Genomic DNA, 17,628 nt, shown 5'->3' with positions numbered 1-17,628 from the left:
AATGACAACAACTCAAAATTTAGATTTAAAACCAGCATCGAGTACTGAACGTGCAAATGTGAAAACAAAATTAAGCTGGTTTAATAATAAATGCCGTTCATTAGTGTTATCGACATTAGATAAGATGGAAGATGCCTGCTTACAAATTGAAGAGCATGGCGACATCATTGAACTGGGTAACCCAAATGCCAGCCTTAAAGGAACAATGATTGTCCACGACCCGTCGTTATACATCGATTTTATTCGTGGTGGCAGTGTTGGCGCATCTGAAGGTTATCTCACCCAGAAATGGTCAAGTCCTGATTTAACCGCCGTGATACGTGTGTGTGCGCGCAGTCAAAATACCCTCGATGATATTGAAAATAACGGCAGTTTGCTCAATAAGCTTAAAGATAAATTTTTACATTATCAAAATACCAATACCCAAGCAGGTTCAAAGAAAAATATCCTTGCTCATTATGATCTTGGTAATGATTTATATACCCGTTTCTTAGATCCTGAAATGATGTATTCATGTGCGATATATTCACCGCAGCACAGCACCTTAGAGCAAGCGCAAATACTGAAATTAAAAACCATTTGCGACAAACTTAATTTAAAACCATCAGATACATTGATTGAAATCGGCACTGGCTGGGGCGCGTTAGCCATATATGCGGCCAGCAATTATGGTTGTAAAGTCACGTCGACAACAATCTCTGAAGAGCAATATAGCTATGCCCAAGCGCGAGTGAGATCACTTAAACTCGACGATAAGATCACCCTGCTTAAACAAGATTACCGATTGCTGGAAGGCACTTACGATAAATTAGTTTCTATCGAAATGATTGAAGCCGTTGGCCATGCATTTATGCCCAGCTTTTTTGAGAAGTGTAATAGCTTACTCAAACCCAATGGCAAGATGCTCATTCAAGCCATTACCATTGCCGATCAACGCTACGATAGCTACAGACAGAACATTGATTTTATTCAAAAGTATATCTTTCCCGGTGGTTGTCTACCGTCTGTGTCAGTAATGAGCGAGCATATTGCTAAATCGACTGACATGATGATCGATAATATTGAAGATATTGGTTTGCATTACGCGCGTACTTTAAATGATTGGCGCGTTAAATTTGATGAAAACTGGAGCGATATACAGCCCTTTGGTTACGATGATGCATTTAAACGTCTCTGGCATTACTACTTTGGTTATTGCGAAGGTGCGTTTATTGAACGCGTGATTAGCACCCATCACATCGTCGCAAGGAAACCACTTAATAAGGAACACGATGATGAAATCATACTTGACTACTTATGAGCTAAATAACGCGGGCAGTGTTAATCAAAGCATAGTGCTATCAATGTCGAGTGACAAAGACAGGGTCCACTAATATGTGCATGCTTCATCGTTACTTTAACGTTATCAATTTTGCTATCTATCAATCGATGCTGCTACTGGCATTATTTTACCAACATAGCGCCGTAAAATTGATGTTGGTACTACTGCTATTACATTTTCTGCTTAGCCCTAGCCGACAAACAGATATGCGATTTATGTTATTAGCATTGGTTGGCGCAACGGTAGACCAAGTATTAGTGGCGATGGATGTACTCGATGTTGATAGCGGCATCATTCCGTTTTATCTGGTATTACTATGGTGCGCATTAGCCCTGACGTTTAATCATAGTCTACGCTGGATCACAATACTAAAACCGCTGTATATCATGCTTGCAGGAGCGATAGCAGGTCCACTCAGCTATTACGCGGCGTTAAAAACCGGCGCATTAGATACACAAATAACGACGGTAAGCTACGTGGCTATTTATGCCCTAGTGTGGCTGGTTTTATTACCGTTATTAAGCCATTTAGCGCAAGTCATCACGTATGACTATACCAGCAGCCATGAACAGTCATGAGCAGTAACAATAATAAACAGTATCAGTAATAAATAGGAGCAGTCATGAATAGAATGACCCAAATGAGTTGCCTGTGGGCGCTGTTATTATTACAGCTATTTATACCCTTACGTTTATCGGCAATGCCGCTACTCAGTGACATGTACAAACACGGTGAAGGCGAAATGAGTTTTCTGTTTTGGACTTTATACAAGGCTGAACTCTATTCTGGCCAACCAGACTTTGATATTAAGCGTTACCCACAAGCACTCAAAATCACCTATTTACGTGACATATCACAGCAAGACTTGATTGAAGCAACGCAAAAGCAGTGGCGAGAGCTTGGATTGAATTTACCAGATGAAAGCCAATGGCTTAAGGATTTAGCCAGCATATGGCCAGATGTTAACGAAGGTGATGTCATCACCCTTATTGTCGATGAACAGCAGGTGAGTCACTTTTATTTATCTAACGATTTAACGTTACCTAACAACGATAGTGTCAAGAGCTTAGGACGTTTAGAGAATCAAGCCTTTGGTTCATCATTTTTAGCGATTTGGTTATCAAAAGACACATCACGACCTGACTTACGGACGCAACTAATAGGATATTAACAATGCATGCTTTAACAAAAATATTCGGTAAATTAAGGCAGATAACAACAGGCGTATTTGCACTATTGTTTATAGCCTCTTGTAGCGCACCTGCACTAGAGGATTATCAACAAACAACACCCGTTTTCGCGTTTGATACCTTCTTTGATGGTGAGCTTATTGCCTATGGCATTGTGTTTGATCGAGACGGTAAAATGACACGCCGCTTTCATGTTGATCTCAGCGCGACATGGCAAGATAATCAAGGCACGATTAAAGAATGGTTTACCTTTGATGATGGTGAACAATCAACACGTATTTGGAGCATAACCAAAAAATCAGCTAATTTATATGAAGGCACAGCGAGTGATGTAATCGGTATCGCCCAAGGTAGAACCCAAGGTTCTGCATTACATTGGCAGTATGATCTTGTGATCAATGTCGACGGTTCTGACTATGAAGTGGCATTGGATGACTGGATGTATTTATTAGATGAAAAACGCTTATTCAACAAAACCGATATTATCAAATTTGGCATTAAGGTCGGTGAGATCAACCTCGTTATCGAAAAGAAAAGCTAATGTACTCTATTTGAATACGAAAAACATAACCCTGTACATGTTCTGAATACGACAAACACCATTCATGCCTAAGCGCTGAATACAAAAAAGCCATGCTATTGGTTAGCATGGCTTTTTTATTCATATAGCGACTATGTATCGCGATTATAACAACAATAGCAACCGTGATCGTTACTGCGATAATCGATACTGCAATTATGCCGTTAAGTGATCAACAACCGTTTCAGACCATGATTCTAAGTTTAGCTTGGCTAATTCATCAGCAGCCAAGAAACCCGCTAGGTTCAATGCATCTTCTTTACTGGTAATAACCAAGTCTGCATGTACTTCAGCTACTAATACGATACCTAAATGAACTTCATCCACAGGCGTTACGTCTTTAGACAAATAACCTATGGTCGTCATACCCAAAAAGTCAGCTTCTGTTAAGCCTAACTCTTCGTGTAATTCACGATACATACCCGTGCGTAATGTATCCGTTAATTGGAATACACCTTTGTCATTATAAACAGCGTCAACGGCGTCAACATGACCACCAATACCGATACTGAATAAGTTATGTAGACGTGATTCGCCACCTGATTTAGAGCGCTCATAAGCTAAATACTTATCGCCCTGTTTTACCACTACATAAGGAATAAGTTGGCGGAATTTAGGGTTCGTTTCTAACAGTGCACGCTGCATAATAACAACGTCTTTACTTTCGATATTAACAGTCGCACTGTCAATTAAACGGGTTGAGGGTGCTGCTACGTCTGCAAAAACGGAAATAATATGCTCTTGGTGTTTCACTGTTATCTACCTAAATAATTCAAAGCCTCTTTATAACTAAATAGACCCTCTTTGTCACCCTAATTAGATGATTATTTATTTTAAGAATTGCTGACAAAGTCACATTTTAGTGCGAAAATAGCGCAACTTTCTAACCAAGAGATTAAACAACTCAATGACTGCTCAAATCATTAATGGAAAAAATATTTCTCAGCAAGTTCGCCAGAAAGTTGCTGATGAAGTGGCTACGCGTACTGCACAAGGATTACGCGCCCCGGGTCTTGCTGTGATTTTAGTGGGTGCCGATCCGGCATCACAAGTATATGTTGGGAGTAAACGTCGTGCCTGTGAAGAAGTAGGCTTCGTTTCTAAATCTTATGATCTTGAAAAAGATAGCTCACAAGAAGCGTTATTAACGCTAATTGATGAATTAAACGCAGATGCAACGATTGACGGAATATTAGTGCAACTGCCTTTACCGGCGCATATTGATACAACCGCGGTATTGGAACATATTCGCCCAGACAAAGATGTTGATGGTTTCCACCCTTACAACGTCGGTCGTTTATCACAACGTATTCCTGCATTACGTCCTTGCACACCCAAAGGTATTATTACGCTACTTGAATCAACAGGTGTTGACCTACACGGTCTTGACGCTGTTGTTGTTGGCGCATCTAATATTGTTGGTCGTCCAATGACGCTTGAATTATTACTTGCAGGTTGTACAACGACTACATGCCACCGTTTCACGCTGAACCTAGAAGAGCATGTACGTCGTGCTGACTTAGTTGTTGTAGCTGTTGGTCGTCCTAACTTTATTCCAGGTGAATGGATCAAGAAAGGCGCTATGGTTGTCGATGTCGGTATTAACCGTTTAGAAAATGGCAAACTTGTTGGTGATGTTGGCTTTGAAGTAGCAAAAGAAAACGCTGCTTTCATTACCCCTGTACCAGGTGGTGTTGGTCCAATGACAGTTGCAAGCTTGATTGAAAATACATTAATCTCTTGCCGTGATTACCATTCAAAGTAATGACTAAACAGTCATAAAAAGAATAGTAGATAATCAATAATAGAAAAAGCCGCATCACCTTAGGTCATGCGGCTTTTTTGTAAGCTAAACTGTTTATTTGAAACTTAACAGCTCAACTTCAAAAATCAGTGTTGAACCGGCTTGGATACTGCCCGCGCCACGGTTACCGTACGCTAAACGGCTTGGAATAAAGAAACGACGTTTCTCACCCACTACCATCAACTGCACACCTTCAGTCCAACCAGGGATCACTTGGTTCAAACCAAATGTAATCGGCTCGCCACGCTGAACAGAGCTATCAAATACACTGCCATCTAATAATGTACCGTGATAATGCACGGTTACTTTAGAACGACCCGTTGGATGATCGGTACCAGTACCTTCTGTTAGTACTGTTGATTGTAAACCTGAAGCCGTTTCTTCAACGCCTTCTTTTTCTAAATTCGCCGCTAGAAACAATTTACCCGCTTCAATATTTTCAGCCGCTTGTTTCTTGTTACCACCCATACGTTGCATCACAAAGAAAATTAACGCACAACCAATGATAACCGAAATAACTTTAAACATGTTTAATCCTTTATATAGTAAAAATGCCAATTACTGCTTAAATTAAACAACAGAGCATGGCATTAAAAATCGTGATTTATCTTTAGTCACGATATCAAAATTACTTGCGTCGCCAAGTAGTCCCGTTTGCGCCATCTTCCAATACAATACCTAATGCATTCAACTTGTCACGCGCGTCATCCGCCATGCCCCAGTCTTTACTTGCACGCGCATCGTTACGTTGTTTAATCAACGCTTCAATTTCAGCAACTTCATCATCCGCGCCAGCATCACCTTGTAAGAAGGCTTCAGGTTCTTGTGATAATAAACCTAATACATTACCAAAAATAACCAGTTGCGCAGCTAATTCACCTGCACGTTTCGCATCAGTTTCTTTAATACGGTTAATTTCTTTGGCTAGTTCAAACAGTACCGGGAATGCTTCAGGGGTATTGAAATCATCATCCATTGCCGCTTTAAACGTTTCAACATATGCTTCACAACCGGGTACAACACCATCAGTATATTCAGCAATGGTTACATCACGTAATGCCGTATATAAACGTTCTAGACTTGAACGTGCTTGCTTCAAGTTTTCTTCCGAGTAGTTTAACTGGCTACGGTAATGCCCAGAAAGTAAGAAATAACGAACAGACTCACCATCGTACTCTTCCAATACATCACGGATAGTAAAGAAGTTATTCAGTGATTTCGACATTTTAACTTTGTCGATTTGCACCATACCGGAATGCATCCACGTATTCACGTACTCACCGTTATGTGCGCAGCATGATTGTGCAACTTCATTCTCGTGATGTGGAAACATTAAATCAGAACCACCACCGTGAATATCAAATACTTCACCCAGTAGTTTGTTGTTCATTGCTGAACATTCAATGTGCCAACCAGGGCGGCCTTCACCCCAAGGAGAAACCCAGCTTGGTTCACCTGGTTTAGCCATTTTCCATAACACGAAATCCATCGGGTTACGTTTATTTGTTTCAACTTCAACACGTGCGCCAGCTTGTAACATATCTAAGTCTTGGCCACTTAATTTACCGTAGTCAGCAAATGTCTTCACTTCAAATAATACATCACCACTGGCGGCAACATAAGCATTACCTTTAGCAACTAATTTTTCGATAATTTCGATGATGTCAGGCATGTGGCCGGTTACTGTTGGCTCGATGTCAGGACGAACCATGTGCAGCGCATCAAAATCTTCGTGCATTGCTTGAGTAAATCGCGCAGTTAACTGGTCGCAAGTTTCACCGTTTTCGTTAGCACGCTTAATGATCTTGTCATCAACGTCGGTAATGTTACGGATAAACTTAACCGCATAACCGCGATGGCGAAGGTAACGCACCACAGTATCAAATGCTACAAAAGTACGACCATGACCAATGTGACAGTAATCGTAAATAGTCACACCACATACGTACATACCGATTTCACCTTCGGTGATAGGTTTGAATTGTTCTTTTTGGCGAGTCAGTGTGTTGTAAATCTTCAGCATCGAATAGTGATCCTTGCGCAAACAGTAAAATGCAATTAATTGACTGATTTTACCATTCGCACTAATGATTACTAGCTTTGCAGCAGCATAAAGCATCGAAAATTTGCTCAACCACTAAAAAAGTGTATAAATCAGCCAAATGGCAGGATAAATTTAACTGCTGGGCTTGCTTGTGAAGGTTAAGGCTTTTCGATCGCAGGGCTTTAGGATAGAATTTAGCAGTTAATTAACCAAAGGATCATTAAAATGATAACTCTACATACAGATTTCGGTGATATCAAAATCGCACTTAACTTTGAAGCTGCACCAAAAACAGCAGCTAACTTCCTAGAATACGCAAAAAGCGGCTTCTACGAAGGTACTATCTTTCACCGTGTAATCGATGGTTTCATGGTTCAAGGCGGCGGCATGCTTCCTGGTATGGAAGAGAAAAGTTCAAATGCATGTATCGAAAATGAAGCAGACAACGGTCTGTCGAATAAAGTCGGTACATTAGCAATGGCACGTACTTCTGATCCGCATTCAGCAAGTTCACAGTTCTTCATCAACGTGAAAGACAATAGCTTCCTAGACTTCTCAAGCAAGACGTCACAAGGTTGGGGTTATTGTGTATTTGCTGAAGTTGTTGAAGGCATGGACATCGTTGAAAAAATGAAAAAAGTAGCGACAGGCAATAAGCTTGGCCACGGCGACGTACCACTAGAAGACATTATCGTAACTAAAGTAACTGTAGAAGAAGCTTAATTGCTCACTCAGTTTCTGACAATAAATACACTGCTTCGGTAGTGTATTTTTTTATTCACGACAAGGATGAAACTATCACATGACTACTTTATTTATTTCAGATCTGCACCTTGATGAACGTCGTCCGCAAATTACCCAGTTATTTTTACACTTTCTTGCAACCGAAGCACGCGAAGCTGACGCACTCTATATTTTAGGCGACCTATTTGAATTTTGGTCAGGTGATGATATTAGCAACCCACTTAACGATAGCGTTCAAGATGGGCTTAAAGCCTTAACCGCAAGCGGCGTTAAATGCTTTCTAGTGAAAGGTAACCGTGATTTTTTGGTCAACAAACGCTTTGCTAAACGCACTGACATTACCATTCTTGGTGATTACACCGCGATTGAACTTGATGGTCAAAAAGTCCTCATTGCACATGGCGATACTTTCTGTACGCTTGATGAAAAATACCAAGCATTTCGTGCGGCGGTTAATATCCCTTGGCGCCAGACGTTGTTTACTTGTTTACCCATTTTTGTACGCGAAGCCATCGCCGATAAAATACGTGGTAAAAGTAAACAAGGTAACCAACAAAAGAGCATGACAATCATGGATGTAACAGAGTCTGAAGTGATTGATAAAATGCAAGAATATAAGTGTGACATTTTAATTCATGGTCATACTCACAAACCAAATATTCACGATGTGCCATTATCTAACGATAAAATAGGCAAGCGCATTGTATTAGGTGATTGGTTTGAGCAAGGCAGTGTACTGATCTGGAAAAATGGTCAATATGACTTGCAACAACGTGCTTTTTTAAAAGACGCTGAATAAAAAATAACTCTGTTTTATAAATTACAGCGGTAAAAAAAGGAGCATGACGCTCCTTTTACGATCTATTAATGATTAAAGCAAAAAATCACATAATTCAACTCACACTAAGCTTACTCGCCTTCGTTATGAATTTCTAAATTAGCAATTTCTTCTTTTTCTTTGACGGTTTTAGCACCATCGCTACGAACATCGTTAAGACGCTGTAAATAAGCAGCATCAATATCACCCGTTACGTATTCACCGCTAAACACAGAGGCTTCAAATCGCTTAATTTCAGGGTTACATTTTGACACCGCAGCGATTAAATCATCGAGGTCCTGGAAGATAAGTGCATCAGCACCGATCATCGTAGCAATCTCTTCGACATTGCGACCATGTGCGATTAGCTCATCCGTGCTCGGCATATCAATACCGTAAACGTTCGGATAGCGTACTTCTGGTGCAGCTGAAGCTAAATAAACATTTTTAGCGCCTGCTTCACGCGCCATTTCGATAATCTGTTCAGACGTGGTACCACGTACAATTGAATCATCAACTAACAACACGTTCTTACCCACAAATTCTGATGAAATTGCGTTTAATTTACGACGTACAGACTTTCTACGTAACGTTTGTCCTGGCATAATAAACGTACGGCCAATATAACGGTTTTTAACAAAACCTTGGCGGTATGGTAATTCCAGTACTTTGGCAATTTCTAACGCACTATCGCATGATGTTTCAGGAATCGGGATCACAACATCAATTTCAATATCTGCCCACTCGCGCTTAATTTTCTGGCCGAGTTTCTCACCCATAGCAAGGCGTGATTCGTAAACCGATACCTTGTCTATTGTAGAATCTGGACGTGCAAAATAAACGAACTCAAAGATACATGGACTGTGTTGTGCATTCTCAGCACAAAGTGCGCTAAATAGCTCGCCTTCGTCAGTAATATAAACCGCTTCACCGGGTTCAATATCACGAACAAATTTAAAACCAACTGCATCAAGTGCAACAGATTCCGAAGCAACCATATATTCTTTTTGCTCGCCTTCAGTACGCATACCTAATACTAACGGACGAATACCGTTAGGATCACGAAAAGCAACAAGACCATGATTGATAATCAAAGACACAACAGCATAAGCACCAAGTGCTTGCTTGTGTACAGCTTTAACAGCAGTGAAAATATCCTCTGCAGTTAAATGTAAACTTGGGCATTTATCTAATTCATGCGCCATAACATTAAGTAATACTTCTGAATCAGACGTGGTATTAATGTGACGACGGGCTTTATGAAATTGATCTTCTTTTAATTGCGCGGCGTTGGTTAGATTTCCGTTATGAGCAAGGGAAATACCGAACGGAGAGTTAACATAGAAAGGTTGAGCCTCAGCGGCGCTCGAGCTTCCTGCTGTCGGGTATCGAACGTGACCGATACCAATATTACCTTTCAAACGTTGCATATGTTTAGCTTCGAATACATCGCTCACTAAACCATTTGCTTTACGCTGCCTAAAGTTTCCATCACTTAAGGTTACAATCCCTGCAGCATCCTGTCCACGATGCTGTAATACTGTTAATGCGTCATAGATCGACTGATTAACAGGGGTTGTAGAAACAATGCCAACAATTCCACACATAACCTAAATCCTCGTTTACTGTGCTTTCGATAAAATGCTATTTATAACGTTTCGCTTGTCATAAACCCTGCATGTTGTCCCATGCAGAAGCTTGATGTTCAAAAAACCATTTGATGAGTGGTTTCAACTCAGCTATTAGTGGCGAGCCCTGCCACCAAACCGTTTCCGGAAAGCTGGTGAATAACTGCAAGAATAACAGTAATACGCACACCACTAATACTCCTCGGGCAATACCAAAGCATACACCGAGTAATCTATCCGTACCTGATAAGCCCGTTTTATCCACGAGCTGACCGAGTATGTAATTTAGCAAAGCCCCTAATATAAGGGTCGAAATAAATAATAACGCTATCGCCACGCCATTTTTAACTAACTGTTCGCTGAATGCAGCACTAAAGGCATCAAAATTTTCTAAGTAAGCAGCGATATCTTGATAATAAAAACGAGATATAAAGAAAGCAGAGAACCAAGTGCAAAGAGAGAACGCTTCCTTGACAAAACCACGTACTAAACTTATTACTGAAGATAAACCAACTATCCCCATAATCAGGTAATCAATCCATGCCATGTTTTGTTCTACTCATGTTAAATTCGCGCTATTGTAACAACTAAAATACCAGATTGATAATAGTTATAAACAAAAAAAGCCGACATAAATGTCGGCTTTTTAATTACTTGTCTCGAGGGTCAAATTTTTCAATGACGCCTTTCAAACCAGTGATCTTTTGTAGTTTAGGCAATAAACGTTTTAGTTCATTTTTATCGGTATTGGGGCCGACATATAACCTGTTTAACTGCCCTGCTTGTTGATAGCGCGGGAGTCGATAGGCATCAAAACCGGCCTTTCTGATTTTTTTGACCAGATCATCGACTGCGGCTGAATTCTTGAATGTCCCTAAGCGAACATTCCAACTGTTGCCGACTGCTGGTATCGCTTTTACAGTCTCAACAGGTTTAACTAATGGCACCAGCTTTGGCGCTTTAGTAATAGACTTTGATGTTGAAAGCGTTTTTGTCGTTTTATCTACTGAAGTTAAATTGACAGTTGGTGCCGGTTCAATCAGTAATTCAGTATCGGCGACGTCATTATCGAATGAATCACGCTCTAATGAATCAAAGTTAACGGGATCAGCCAGTTCAACAAGCGCAGGGCGCAAAGGAATACTCGCGGTATTCTCACGATACGTTATCTTCTGACCATCGAGTAAGTCAGGTAAAAAGATAATACCAATCGCCACTAAAATGATAGTGCCGACTAAGCGATGTTGAAATGTCGATGCCACGTTTATTTAACCACTTATATGTTGGGTAATTTCCGCTACCGTGAAAAATGAGCCGAAACCAATAATAATGTCATTGTAATCAGCATGTTGATTTGCCGATTGCCAAGCTTGCGCTATTGTATCATGACTCATAGGCTGCTGCCTAAGGCTATCATGGCTTTTACCAGTCTGCTGCATTGCATCCGCTAATCCCTGTTCGATCTGCTGGCATGGCGCGGCACGTTCACCTTGCAGTGGTGCAAGGTGCCAGCAATCAACCACATCGGTCAACGCCGCTAAGCTGGCGGCAATATCTTTATCTTTCAGCATGCCAACAACGGCGATGACCTTAACTGGCGATCCGGCTTGTTGTTTTAAGCGGCTAAGTTGGGTAGCCAAGTAACGTGCTGATTCAGGGTTATGGGCGACATCTAAATATTGCTGAGGTGCCGTGCCTAGATGCTGCATACGTCCAGGTAATCTTGCGTTAGCAACACCACTGCGAATGGCATGTTCAGGGACGGTTAGTCCCAATGCTTGTACTGCGGCAATCGCCGTCGCGGCATTTTGTAATGGTAATTGTGGAATGGCTAAATCAGTCAATGACAATACTTGTGGTTTTGCATCTGTAGCGAGCTGAGTATCAGTCCCTCGTTTTGCATCAGAACCGAGTTGCCAATCCCAGCTGTTCCCCGCTTGTCGATAATGGTAATCACGATTAACAGCCATCAAATCCGCACCAATTTCGTCAGCATACGCTGCAATGGTTGATGGCGGATTAATCACCCCACAGATAGCTTTTTTACCTGCACGGAAGATACCCGATTTTTCGCGGGCAATAACCGCTTTATCCGTGCCTAACCAATCAGCATGATCAATATCAATGGTCGTCACGACTGCGACATCGGCAGACACAATATTTGATGCATCTAAACGACCACCTAAACCCACTTCAAGGATCACCACATCCAATGCGGCATCTTGAAATAACTTCAAAGCCGATAATGTCGTAAACTCAAAATACGTTAATGTGGTATCGCCACGCCCTGCTTCAATAAAAGCAAATGAGTCTGCGTGCGCTTGTGCGGTTAGCATATTACCGTTTACGCGAACACGTTCGCGGTAATCTTGTATATGTGGAGAACTGGTCACACCGACATTGAAGCCTGCATCCAGTAAAATACGCTCTAAGAATGCGCAAGTAGATCCTTTACCATTGGTGCCCGCAACCGTAATCACTTTGGCATCAAATGTCGTTAATGCTAAATCAGCAGCAACGCGCCCTACTCGGCCTAACCCCATTTCTATATTAACGGGATGAATACTTTCTAAATAGCAAAGCCAGTCTGCAAGAGACTGGCTTTTATTAATACTGTTCAACATCGGTAATGGTTACTCGTCAGTGTTTACGCGTGATTATCGGTAGCGTCACTTGGCGTCTTAACGTCATCAGCGGCGGGTACAACGACAGGTGTCGCTTCTGTACTTGCTACTGCAGTCGCGATGTTATCCGACGTTTCCAAGTTCATCATCTTCGCTAATAAGCCTGCAAGTTTATCACGCATTTCACGGCGATCAACAATCATATCAATCGCGCCTTTTTCTAACAAGAACTCACTACGTTGAAAACCTTCAGGTAATTTTTCACGTACCGTTTGTTCAATAACACGTGGACCAGCAAAACCGATAAGTGCTTTAGGCTCTGCTAAGTTAAGATCACCTAACATAGCAAGACTCGCAGATACACCACCCATTGTTGGATCAGTCATTACCGAGATATAAGGTAAGCCTTTCTTTGACAATTTAGCCAGTGCAGCACTTGTCTTTGCCATTTGCATTAGCGAGAACAACGCTTCCTGCATACGTGCCCCGCCACTTGCTGAAAAGCAAATCAACGCACGGTTTTCTGCCATGCATACATTAATTGCCGCAACAAAACGTGCACCAACAACTGTTGCCATTGAACCGCCCATAAATGAGAATTCAAATGCACATACAGCAACTGGGATACCTTTAATTGTGCCTTTTTCGACAACCAAAGCATCTTTTTCGTTGGTTGCTTTTTGTGCACTAGATAAACGGTCTTTATATTTTTTGGTATCACGGAATTTTAATTTATCACTTGGTTCAAATTCAGCACCGATTTCAATACGGCCATCTTTATCAAGTAATTTATTCAGGCGTTCACGTGCATTCACGCGCATATGGTGATCACACTTAGGACAAACGCCTAAATTGCGCTCGAGTTCTGCATGATATAACACCTGGTCACAAGAACCACATTTAGTCCAAACACCTTCAGGGATGTTACGACGTGCCGTTGCGCTCTTGCTTTTTGGTAATATTTTTTCAATCCAGCTCATGAACCCTACTTATAATTTATTCTAATTAATTGAAGTATATGGAGTTAAATGCGTTGTTAATTGGAGCGGAAATTAGCATCCCGATGCAATAAACAGAAATTAATGCGTTAAGTCGATGATTACCAAACTTAACAATACTCCACATTACTCGTGTAGCACAATTAAATCACAGATTTTACAATAAGTTTATATAAAACTGGTCATACCCTTGTGACTTTCCATCCAAATTTAATAAAAAGTCATAAAGCGAAATAAATATCAGACAGGTATAACGCTTTATTTTGGATGCTGATATGACTTAAAAGTTCACCAAATTACCTGCTTTATTTCAATTAAAGCAATCAGTTAAAACTGTTCAGGTAAAAACAACGGGCCTACTGCAGGTCGAGGTAGGTTAAACTGACTTGGGTAGTCAACTTCGACCATGTACAAACCTGCGGCTTTACTTGTTGCTGCGGCAACTGAACGGTCTTTTCCGGCTAATAACTCAGCAATCCAAGATACTGGTTTATTACCTTTACCCACTTCCATTAATGAACCAGCGAGATTTCTGACCATATGATGTAAAAATGCGTTGGCTTTCACATCAATAATAATATACGCATTTTGACGTATCACTTTAATGTGATGCATGGTTTTAATCGGGCTTTTGGCCTGGCAATGTTTCGCACGGAAAGTGGTAAAATCATGCTCGCCAATAAGTTGCTGTGCAGCTTCATGCATCAAATCAACATTAATGTCACCATAGTAATGGCTTACACCAGAGCTCAAAATAGCCGGGCGTAATTGACTATTAAAGATAATATAACGATAACGTCTCGCTGTTGCGCTAAAACGGGCATGGAACTCTTCATCCACTTCCTGTGCCCAACGCACCGCAATATCATCCGGCAAATTAGCATTAACACCCAATGTCCAAGCAACGTCTTGGCGTACCGCGTCTGTATCGAAATGCACAATTTGACCGGTACCATGAACACCAGAATCAGTACGTCCCGCACAATGTACGATCACAGTATGATTGGCAACACGAGATAAAGCCTCTTCCAGCTTTTGTTGTACACTAATCACGTCTTTTTGACGCTGCCAGCCATAATATTTACTACCGTCATATTCTATACCGAGTGCAATTCGCATTTTTCTTCCAATTTTATACTTTCATTAATTTTTAAAAACAAAAAGCGGTGACTTTCGCCACCGCTTTACGCTATATAACACAATACTTGTATTTACCGATTATAACGCTTCAAGGTAAAACTTGAAAGTAGCTAAGGTTCAATAATCTCAGTACTACTTTACATTACTCGGCGTTATAAAATAATTACAGTCGACTCAAAAGCTTGCTCACTTCAGCTTGCGTAGCAGCGTCACCAACCCCTGCTAATGGCTCTAAAATAGATTTAGCACCGTCCTTATCTTCAATTTCAAGATAAGCACGTGCAAGGTCTAATTGCGCACCTAAACGGTTACTCTCGTCATCAACATCCACGATATCGCTATCAAACAATGAATTACTGTACTCATCAAGACCGACGTCTAATGTAACTTGATCATACGGTTCATCTTCAATCGCTGCGGGTTGTTGAGACGCGTCATTCAACAATTTATCGATATCAATAAACTCTTCGGCTTTTGCAGCTTCAACATCAATGGGTGCCTGCTCACTAGGTGCTTCGCTAAATGCATTAGGGCTGTACTCTGCTAGCATCGCTTCAATATCATCTAACGGTGCATCATCATCCTTGTTTGACTGCTTTGCTGCTTCAGGGGTCGCATTAGCAGCCCCATCAAGCTCAGCCAGCATTTCATCGACAGTCTGTCCATGCGCTTGTGGCAATTCGTCATTATCGATGCTGCTATCTTCACCGATATCCTTTACAGGTGTATCCAGTCCTGCACTGGCTAAAATACTATCAATATCGTCGACATCAACATCAACATCAACATCAAAGTTATCCAGGCTCGATGGCGCAGTCACTGTTGCTGCCGGTACATTATTATCAGCACCCGCTGCAGCCAATAAACTGTCAATATCATCCATATCGACTGTTTGTTGGTTATCTAAATTAGGCGTAGCATTCTCAGCTTCAGATTGCGCAATCGCATCCAACCCGGCTTCAGCTAAAAGATTATCGATATCATCCATATCAACAACTTCATTCTGCACTGGCGTCTGAGGCTGAGTATTTGGCACGTTATCAGCTTGCGCAATTGCTTCTAATTCAGCTTCAGCAAGAATGCTGTCGATATCGTCCATATTCACAAATTCATCCGGAGCAGGATTTTGTGATTGATTATTTGCCGCAGAATCAGCTTCAGCGAGGATACTGTCAATATCATCCATGTTCACAAATTCATCATTAACCACAGGTTCTGGAGCCGTTTCAGGGTCATTCGTTGCTGTTACGTCTGCATCGTCAAGTGCGTTAACATCAAAATCAGGGGGTTGTGAATTACCTAACTTAAATTGCTCTAACAAATCGTCAACTTCGGCTAAGTCTTCATCTAACGTATTGCCGTTATGCGCCGGTTGGTCGGGTATCAAGCTTGGTTCATCAAGCTCATCACGCCAACTTAAATCTGGTGCCACGCTGTCATTTTCAAAACTGGTACTTTCATCATCTAACGTTAAGTCGATATCGCTAAAGTCGTTATCGTCCAAATTTAACTCAGGCATCACAACTGCTTGCTCAATCACTTCAGGCATGATTGGGGTCGAGGATTGGGTGACGACAGCGGTTGGTGCATGACTTACAACATCAGCGAGTTCCGCTTCCATTTGTAAGTTAAAATTTGGTTCGTCTAAATCAGGTGCTGAAAATGAGTTAATTTCATTAGACTGCTCCATCGAAGATTGAGCATCTTCAGGATTGCCTGTTGCCCCAGCAAAGCTCTCCGTACTGAGGTAATCGCTAAGTTCATCGACGCTATTATCAGTTTCGAACATAACGTTGTCTTCAATGTTATTTTTTTGGTCATTTCTGTTTTTTAACCATAAACCTAACCAAATAATAGATAACAGCGAAAACAGCCCCGAAACACCACCGATTAACCACCAGTTGTTATGAGACTCAGCTTCTAGAATCGCTTGTTCTTTTGCTTCTTCAATCGTTGCTTTCTGTTCGCTAATCTGTGCATTTTGTTGCTCAATCAAAGCTTTCAGCTCTGTTTTCAATTGATTATCAATTGCCATTTGTTCTTTCAATTCAGCCAGTTCCATACGGATGCTTTCTAGCTGTAATTTTAGACGACGATTAGTTTCGCTGGAGAGTAGAAGGTGTTCATTACTTTCTGTTAACTCACCTTGTAATAAAGCAAATTTATCTTGGGTTTGTTTGTTTTTAGCAATACCCTTCGGCTTTGACGTTGCTGGCTTACTTGTCGACGCGGCTTTGGTGTTAGATTTATTGGTGAGTAAACTCTTTAGCCTTGAACCGTCTGTGGCTTGTATTTCAGCTGCACTTGGGATCTTAAGAAAGCTACCATCAATCATTTTGTTGATGTCACCGTTTAAAAATGCATGCGGGTTAAGTGCTAAAATTGCGGCCATCGTTTTATACAAACTTAAGCTATCATTGGGTCTTGTCGCGGTTGCAACAGACCATAATGTATCGGCTTTAACAACTGGGCCGTAGCGACTTGGTGAAGAAGGCGTATGCACTTCAGGGCCCTTTAATTGAAGCACAAATCCATTTGAATTAGCGGCAATACTCGCCATAGGCAGTAGCAGAAATAAAACAACCCATTTTAACTTCGATAACACCGATATCATTGTTAACCCTTACTATGAAACAACTTCAATACACTTAAATTCAATATACCATATCCAAAATCCCAATATACACATGAATTTACAGGTATCTTCTACTTTACTATTTTAATGCTATTTTAATGAT

Annotated in this window: 17 protein-coding genes; 7 read left to right on the top strand and 10 right to left on the bottom strand. The window is 41.1% G+C overall.

Features of this window, described 5'->3' with window-relative positions; all coding sequences use genetic code 11:
• Position 1: 1 nt before the first annotated feature.
• From A923_RS0108340 to A923_RS0108325, 4 genes are all read left to right on the top strand, one after another.
• Positions 2-1,300 (top strand): SAM-dependent methyltransferase, encoded by a 1,299-nt coding sequence (locus A923_RS0108340; RefSeq protein WP_017221214.1) that lies wholly within the window; start codon positions 2-4, stop codon positions 1,298-1,300.
• A gap of 74 nt (positions 1,301-1,374) precedes the next feature.
• Positions 1,375-1,899 (top strand): DUF2878 domain-containing protein, encoded by a 525-nt coding sequence (locus A923_RS0108335; protein WP_017221213.1) that lies wholly within the window; start codon positions 1,375-1,377, stop codon positions 1,897-1,899.
• A gap of 44 nt (positions 1,900-1,943) precedes the next feature.
• A complete protein-coding gene (locus A923_RS0108330) occupies positions 1,944-2,492 on the top strand; it encodes a chalcone isomerase family protein (RefSeq protein ID WP_017221212.1) in 549 nt (182 codons plus the stop codon).
• Between the two features lie 2 nt (positions 2,493-2,494).
• Entirely contained in the window at positions 2,495-3,052 is a 558-nt protein-coding gene (locus tag A923_RS0108325; protein ID WP_017221211.1) for a DUF3833 domain-containing protein, read from the top strand.
• 195 nt (positions 3,053-3,247) lie between these two features.
• Here A923_RS0108325 and A923_RS0108320 read toward each other — a convergent pair whose 3' ends face one another.
• A complete protein-coding gene (locus A923_RS0108320; protein WP_017221210.1) occupies positions 3,248-3,844 on the bottom strand; it encodes an NUDIX domain-containing protein in 597 nt (198 codons plus the stop codon).
• A gap of 154 nt (positions 3,845-3,998) precedes the next feature.
• On the opposite strand from A923_RS0108320, the gene folD reads away from it, so the two are divergent.
• Positions 3,999-4,856: a bifunctional methylenetetrahydrofolate dehydrogenase/methenyltetrahydrofolate cyclohydrolase FolD gene (gene folD, locus A923_RS0108315; protein WP_017221209.1), complete on the top strand. Its 858-nt coding sequence runs from the start codon at positions 3,999-4,001 to the stop codon at positions 4,854-4,856.
• Positions 4,857-4,949: 93 nt separating this feature from the next.
• Here the strand turns inward: folD and A923_RS0108310 are convergent, their stop codons facing one another.
• Positions 4,950-5,423 carry an FKBP-type peptidyl-prolyl cis-trans isomerase gene (locus A923_RS0108310; RefSeq protein ID WP_017221208.1) on the bottom strand — a complete coding sequence of 158 codons (474 nt, stop codon included), beginning with the start codon at positions 5,421-5,423 and terminating at the stop codon, positions 4,950-4,952.
• A 100-nt stretch (positions 5,424-5,523) separates the two neighbouring features.
• Positions 5,524-6,918, bottom strand: a complete 1,395-nt coding sequence (gene cysS / locus A923_RS0108305; RefSeq protein WP_026006144.1) for a cysteine--tRNA ligase — start codon at positions 6,916-6,918, stop codon at positions 5,524-5,526.
• A gap of 246 nt (positions 6,919-7,164) precedes the next feature.
• Between cysS and A923_RS0108300 the strand changes: the two genes are divergently transcribed.
• Together A923_RS0108300 and A923_RS0108295 are read left to right on the top strand one after the other, a co-directional pair.
• Positions 7,165-7,662, top strand: coding sequence for a peptidylprolyl isomerase (locus tag A923_RS0108300; protein ID WP_017221206.1), 498 nt, complete (start codon positions 7,165-7,167; stop codon positions 7,660-7,662).
• A 79-nt stretch (positions 7,663-7,741) separates the two neighbouring features.
• Positions 7,742-8,482: a UDP-2,3-diacylglucosamine diphosphatase gene (locus A923_RS0108295; protein ID WP_017221205.1), complete on the top strand. Its 741-nt coding sequence runs from the start codon at positions 7,742-7,744 to the stop codon at positions 8,480-8,482.
• Between the two features lie 110 nt (positions 8,483-8,592).
• On the opposite strand, the gene purF is transcribed toward A923_RS0108295, so the two are convergent.
• From purF to A923_RS0108260, 7 genes are all read right to left on the bottom strand, one after another.
• Positions 8,593-10,107 (bottom strand): amidophosphoribosyltransferase, encoded by a 1,515-nt coding sequence (purF, locus tag A923_RS0108290; protein ID WP_017221204.1) that lies wholly within the window; start codon positions 10,105-10,107, stop codon positions 8,593-8,595.
• 58 nt (positions 10,108-10,165) lie between these two features.
• Positions 10,166-10,675 (bottom strand): CvpA family protein, encoded by a 510-nt coding sequence (locus A923_RS0108285; RefSeq protein WP_017221203.1) that lies wholly within the window; start codon positions 10,673-10,675, stop codon positions 10,166-10,168.
• Between the two features lie 103 nt (positions 10,676-10,778).
• Positions 10,779-11,390, bottom strand: a complete 612-nt coding sequence (locus A923_RS0108280; protein WP_017221202.1) for an SPOR domain-containing protein — start codon at positions 11,388-11,390, stop codon at positions 10,779-10,781.
• Between the two features lie 6 nt (positions 11,391-11,396).
• Positions 11,397-12,752, bottom strand: a complete 1,356-nt coding sequence (folC, locus tag A923_RS0108275; RefSeq protein ID WP_017221201.1) for a bifunctional tetrahydrofolate synthase/dihydrofolate synthase — start codon at positions 12,750-12,752, stop codon at positions 11,397-11,399.
• A 23-nt stretch (positions 12,753-12,775) separates the two neighbouring features.
• Entirely contained in the window at positions 12,776-13,732 is a 957-nt protein-coding gene (gene accD, locus A923_RS0108270) for an acetyl-CoA carboxylase, carboxyltransferase subunit beta (protein WP_017221200.1), read from the bottom strand.
• A gap of 345 nt (positions 13,733-14,077) precedes the next feature.
• Positions 14,078-14,869 (bottom strand): tRNA pseudouridine(38-40) synthase TruA, encoded by a 792-nt coding sequence (gene truA / locus A923_RS0108265; protein ID WP_017221199.1) that lies wholly within the window; start codon positions 14,867-14,869, stop codon positions 14,078-14,080.
• Between the two features lie 184 nt (positions 14,870-15,053).
• The gene (locus A923_RS0108260; RefSeq protein WP_017221198.1) at positions 15,054-17,504 is read right to left on the bottom strand and encodes a FimV/HubP family polar landmark protein; all 2,451 of its coding nucleotides are present in this window, start codon (positions 17,502-17,504) and stop codon (positions 15,054-15,056) included.
• Between the last annotated feature and the right edge of the window lie 124 nt (positions 17,505-17,628).

Source organism: Moritella dasanensis ArB 0140, from assembly GCF_000276805.1.
Taxonomy (GTDB): domain Bacteria; phylum Pseudomonadota; class Gammaproteobacteria; order Enterobacterales; family Moritellaceae; genus Moritella; species Moritella dasanensis.
This window is presented reverse-complemented; position numbering and strand designations above follow the sequence as displayed.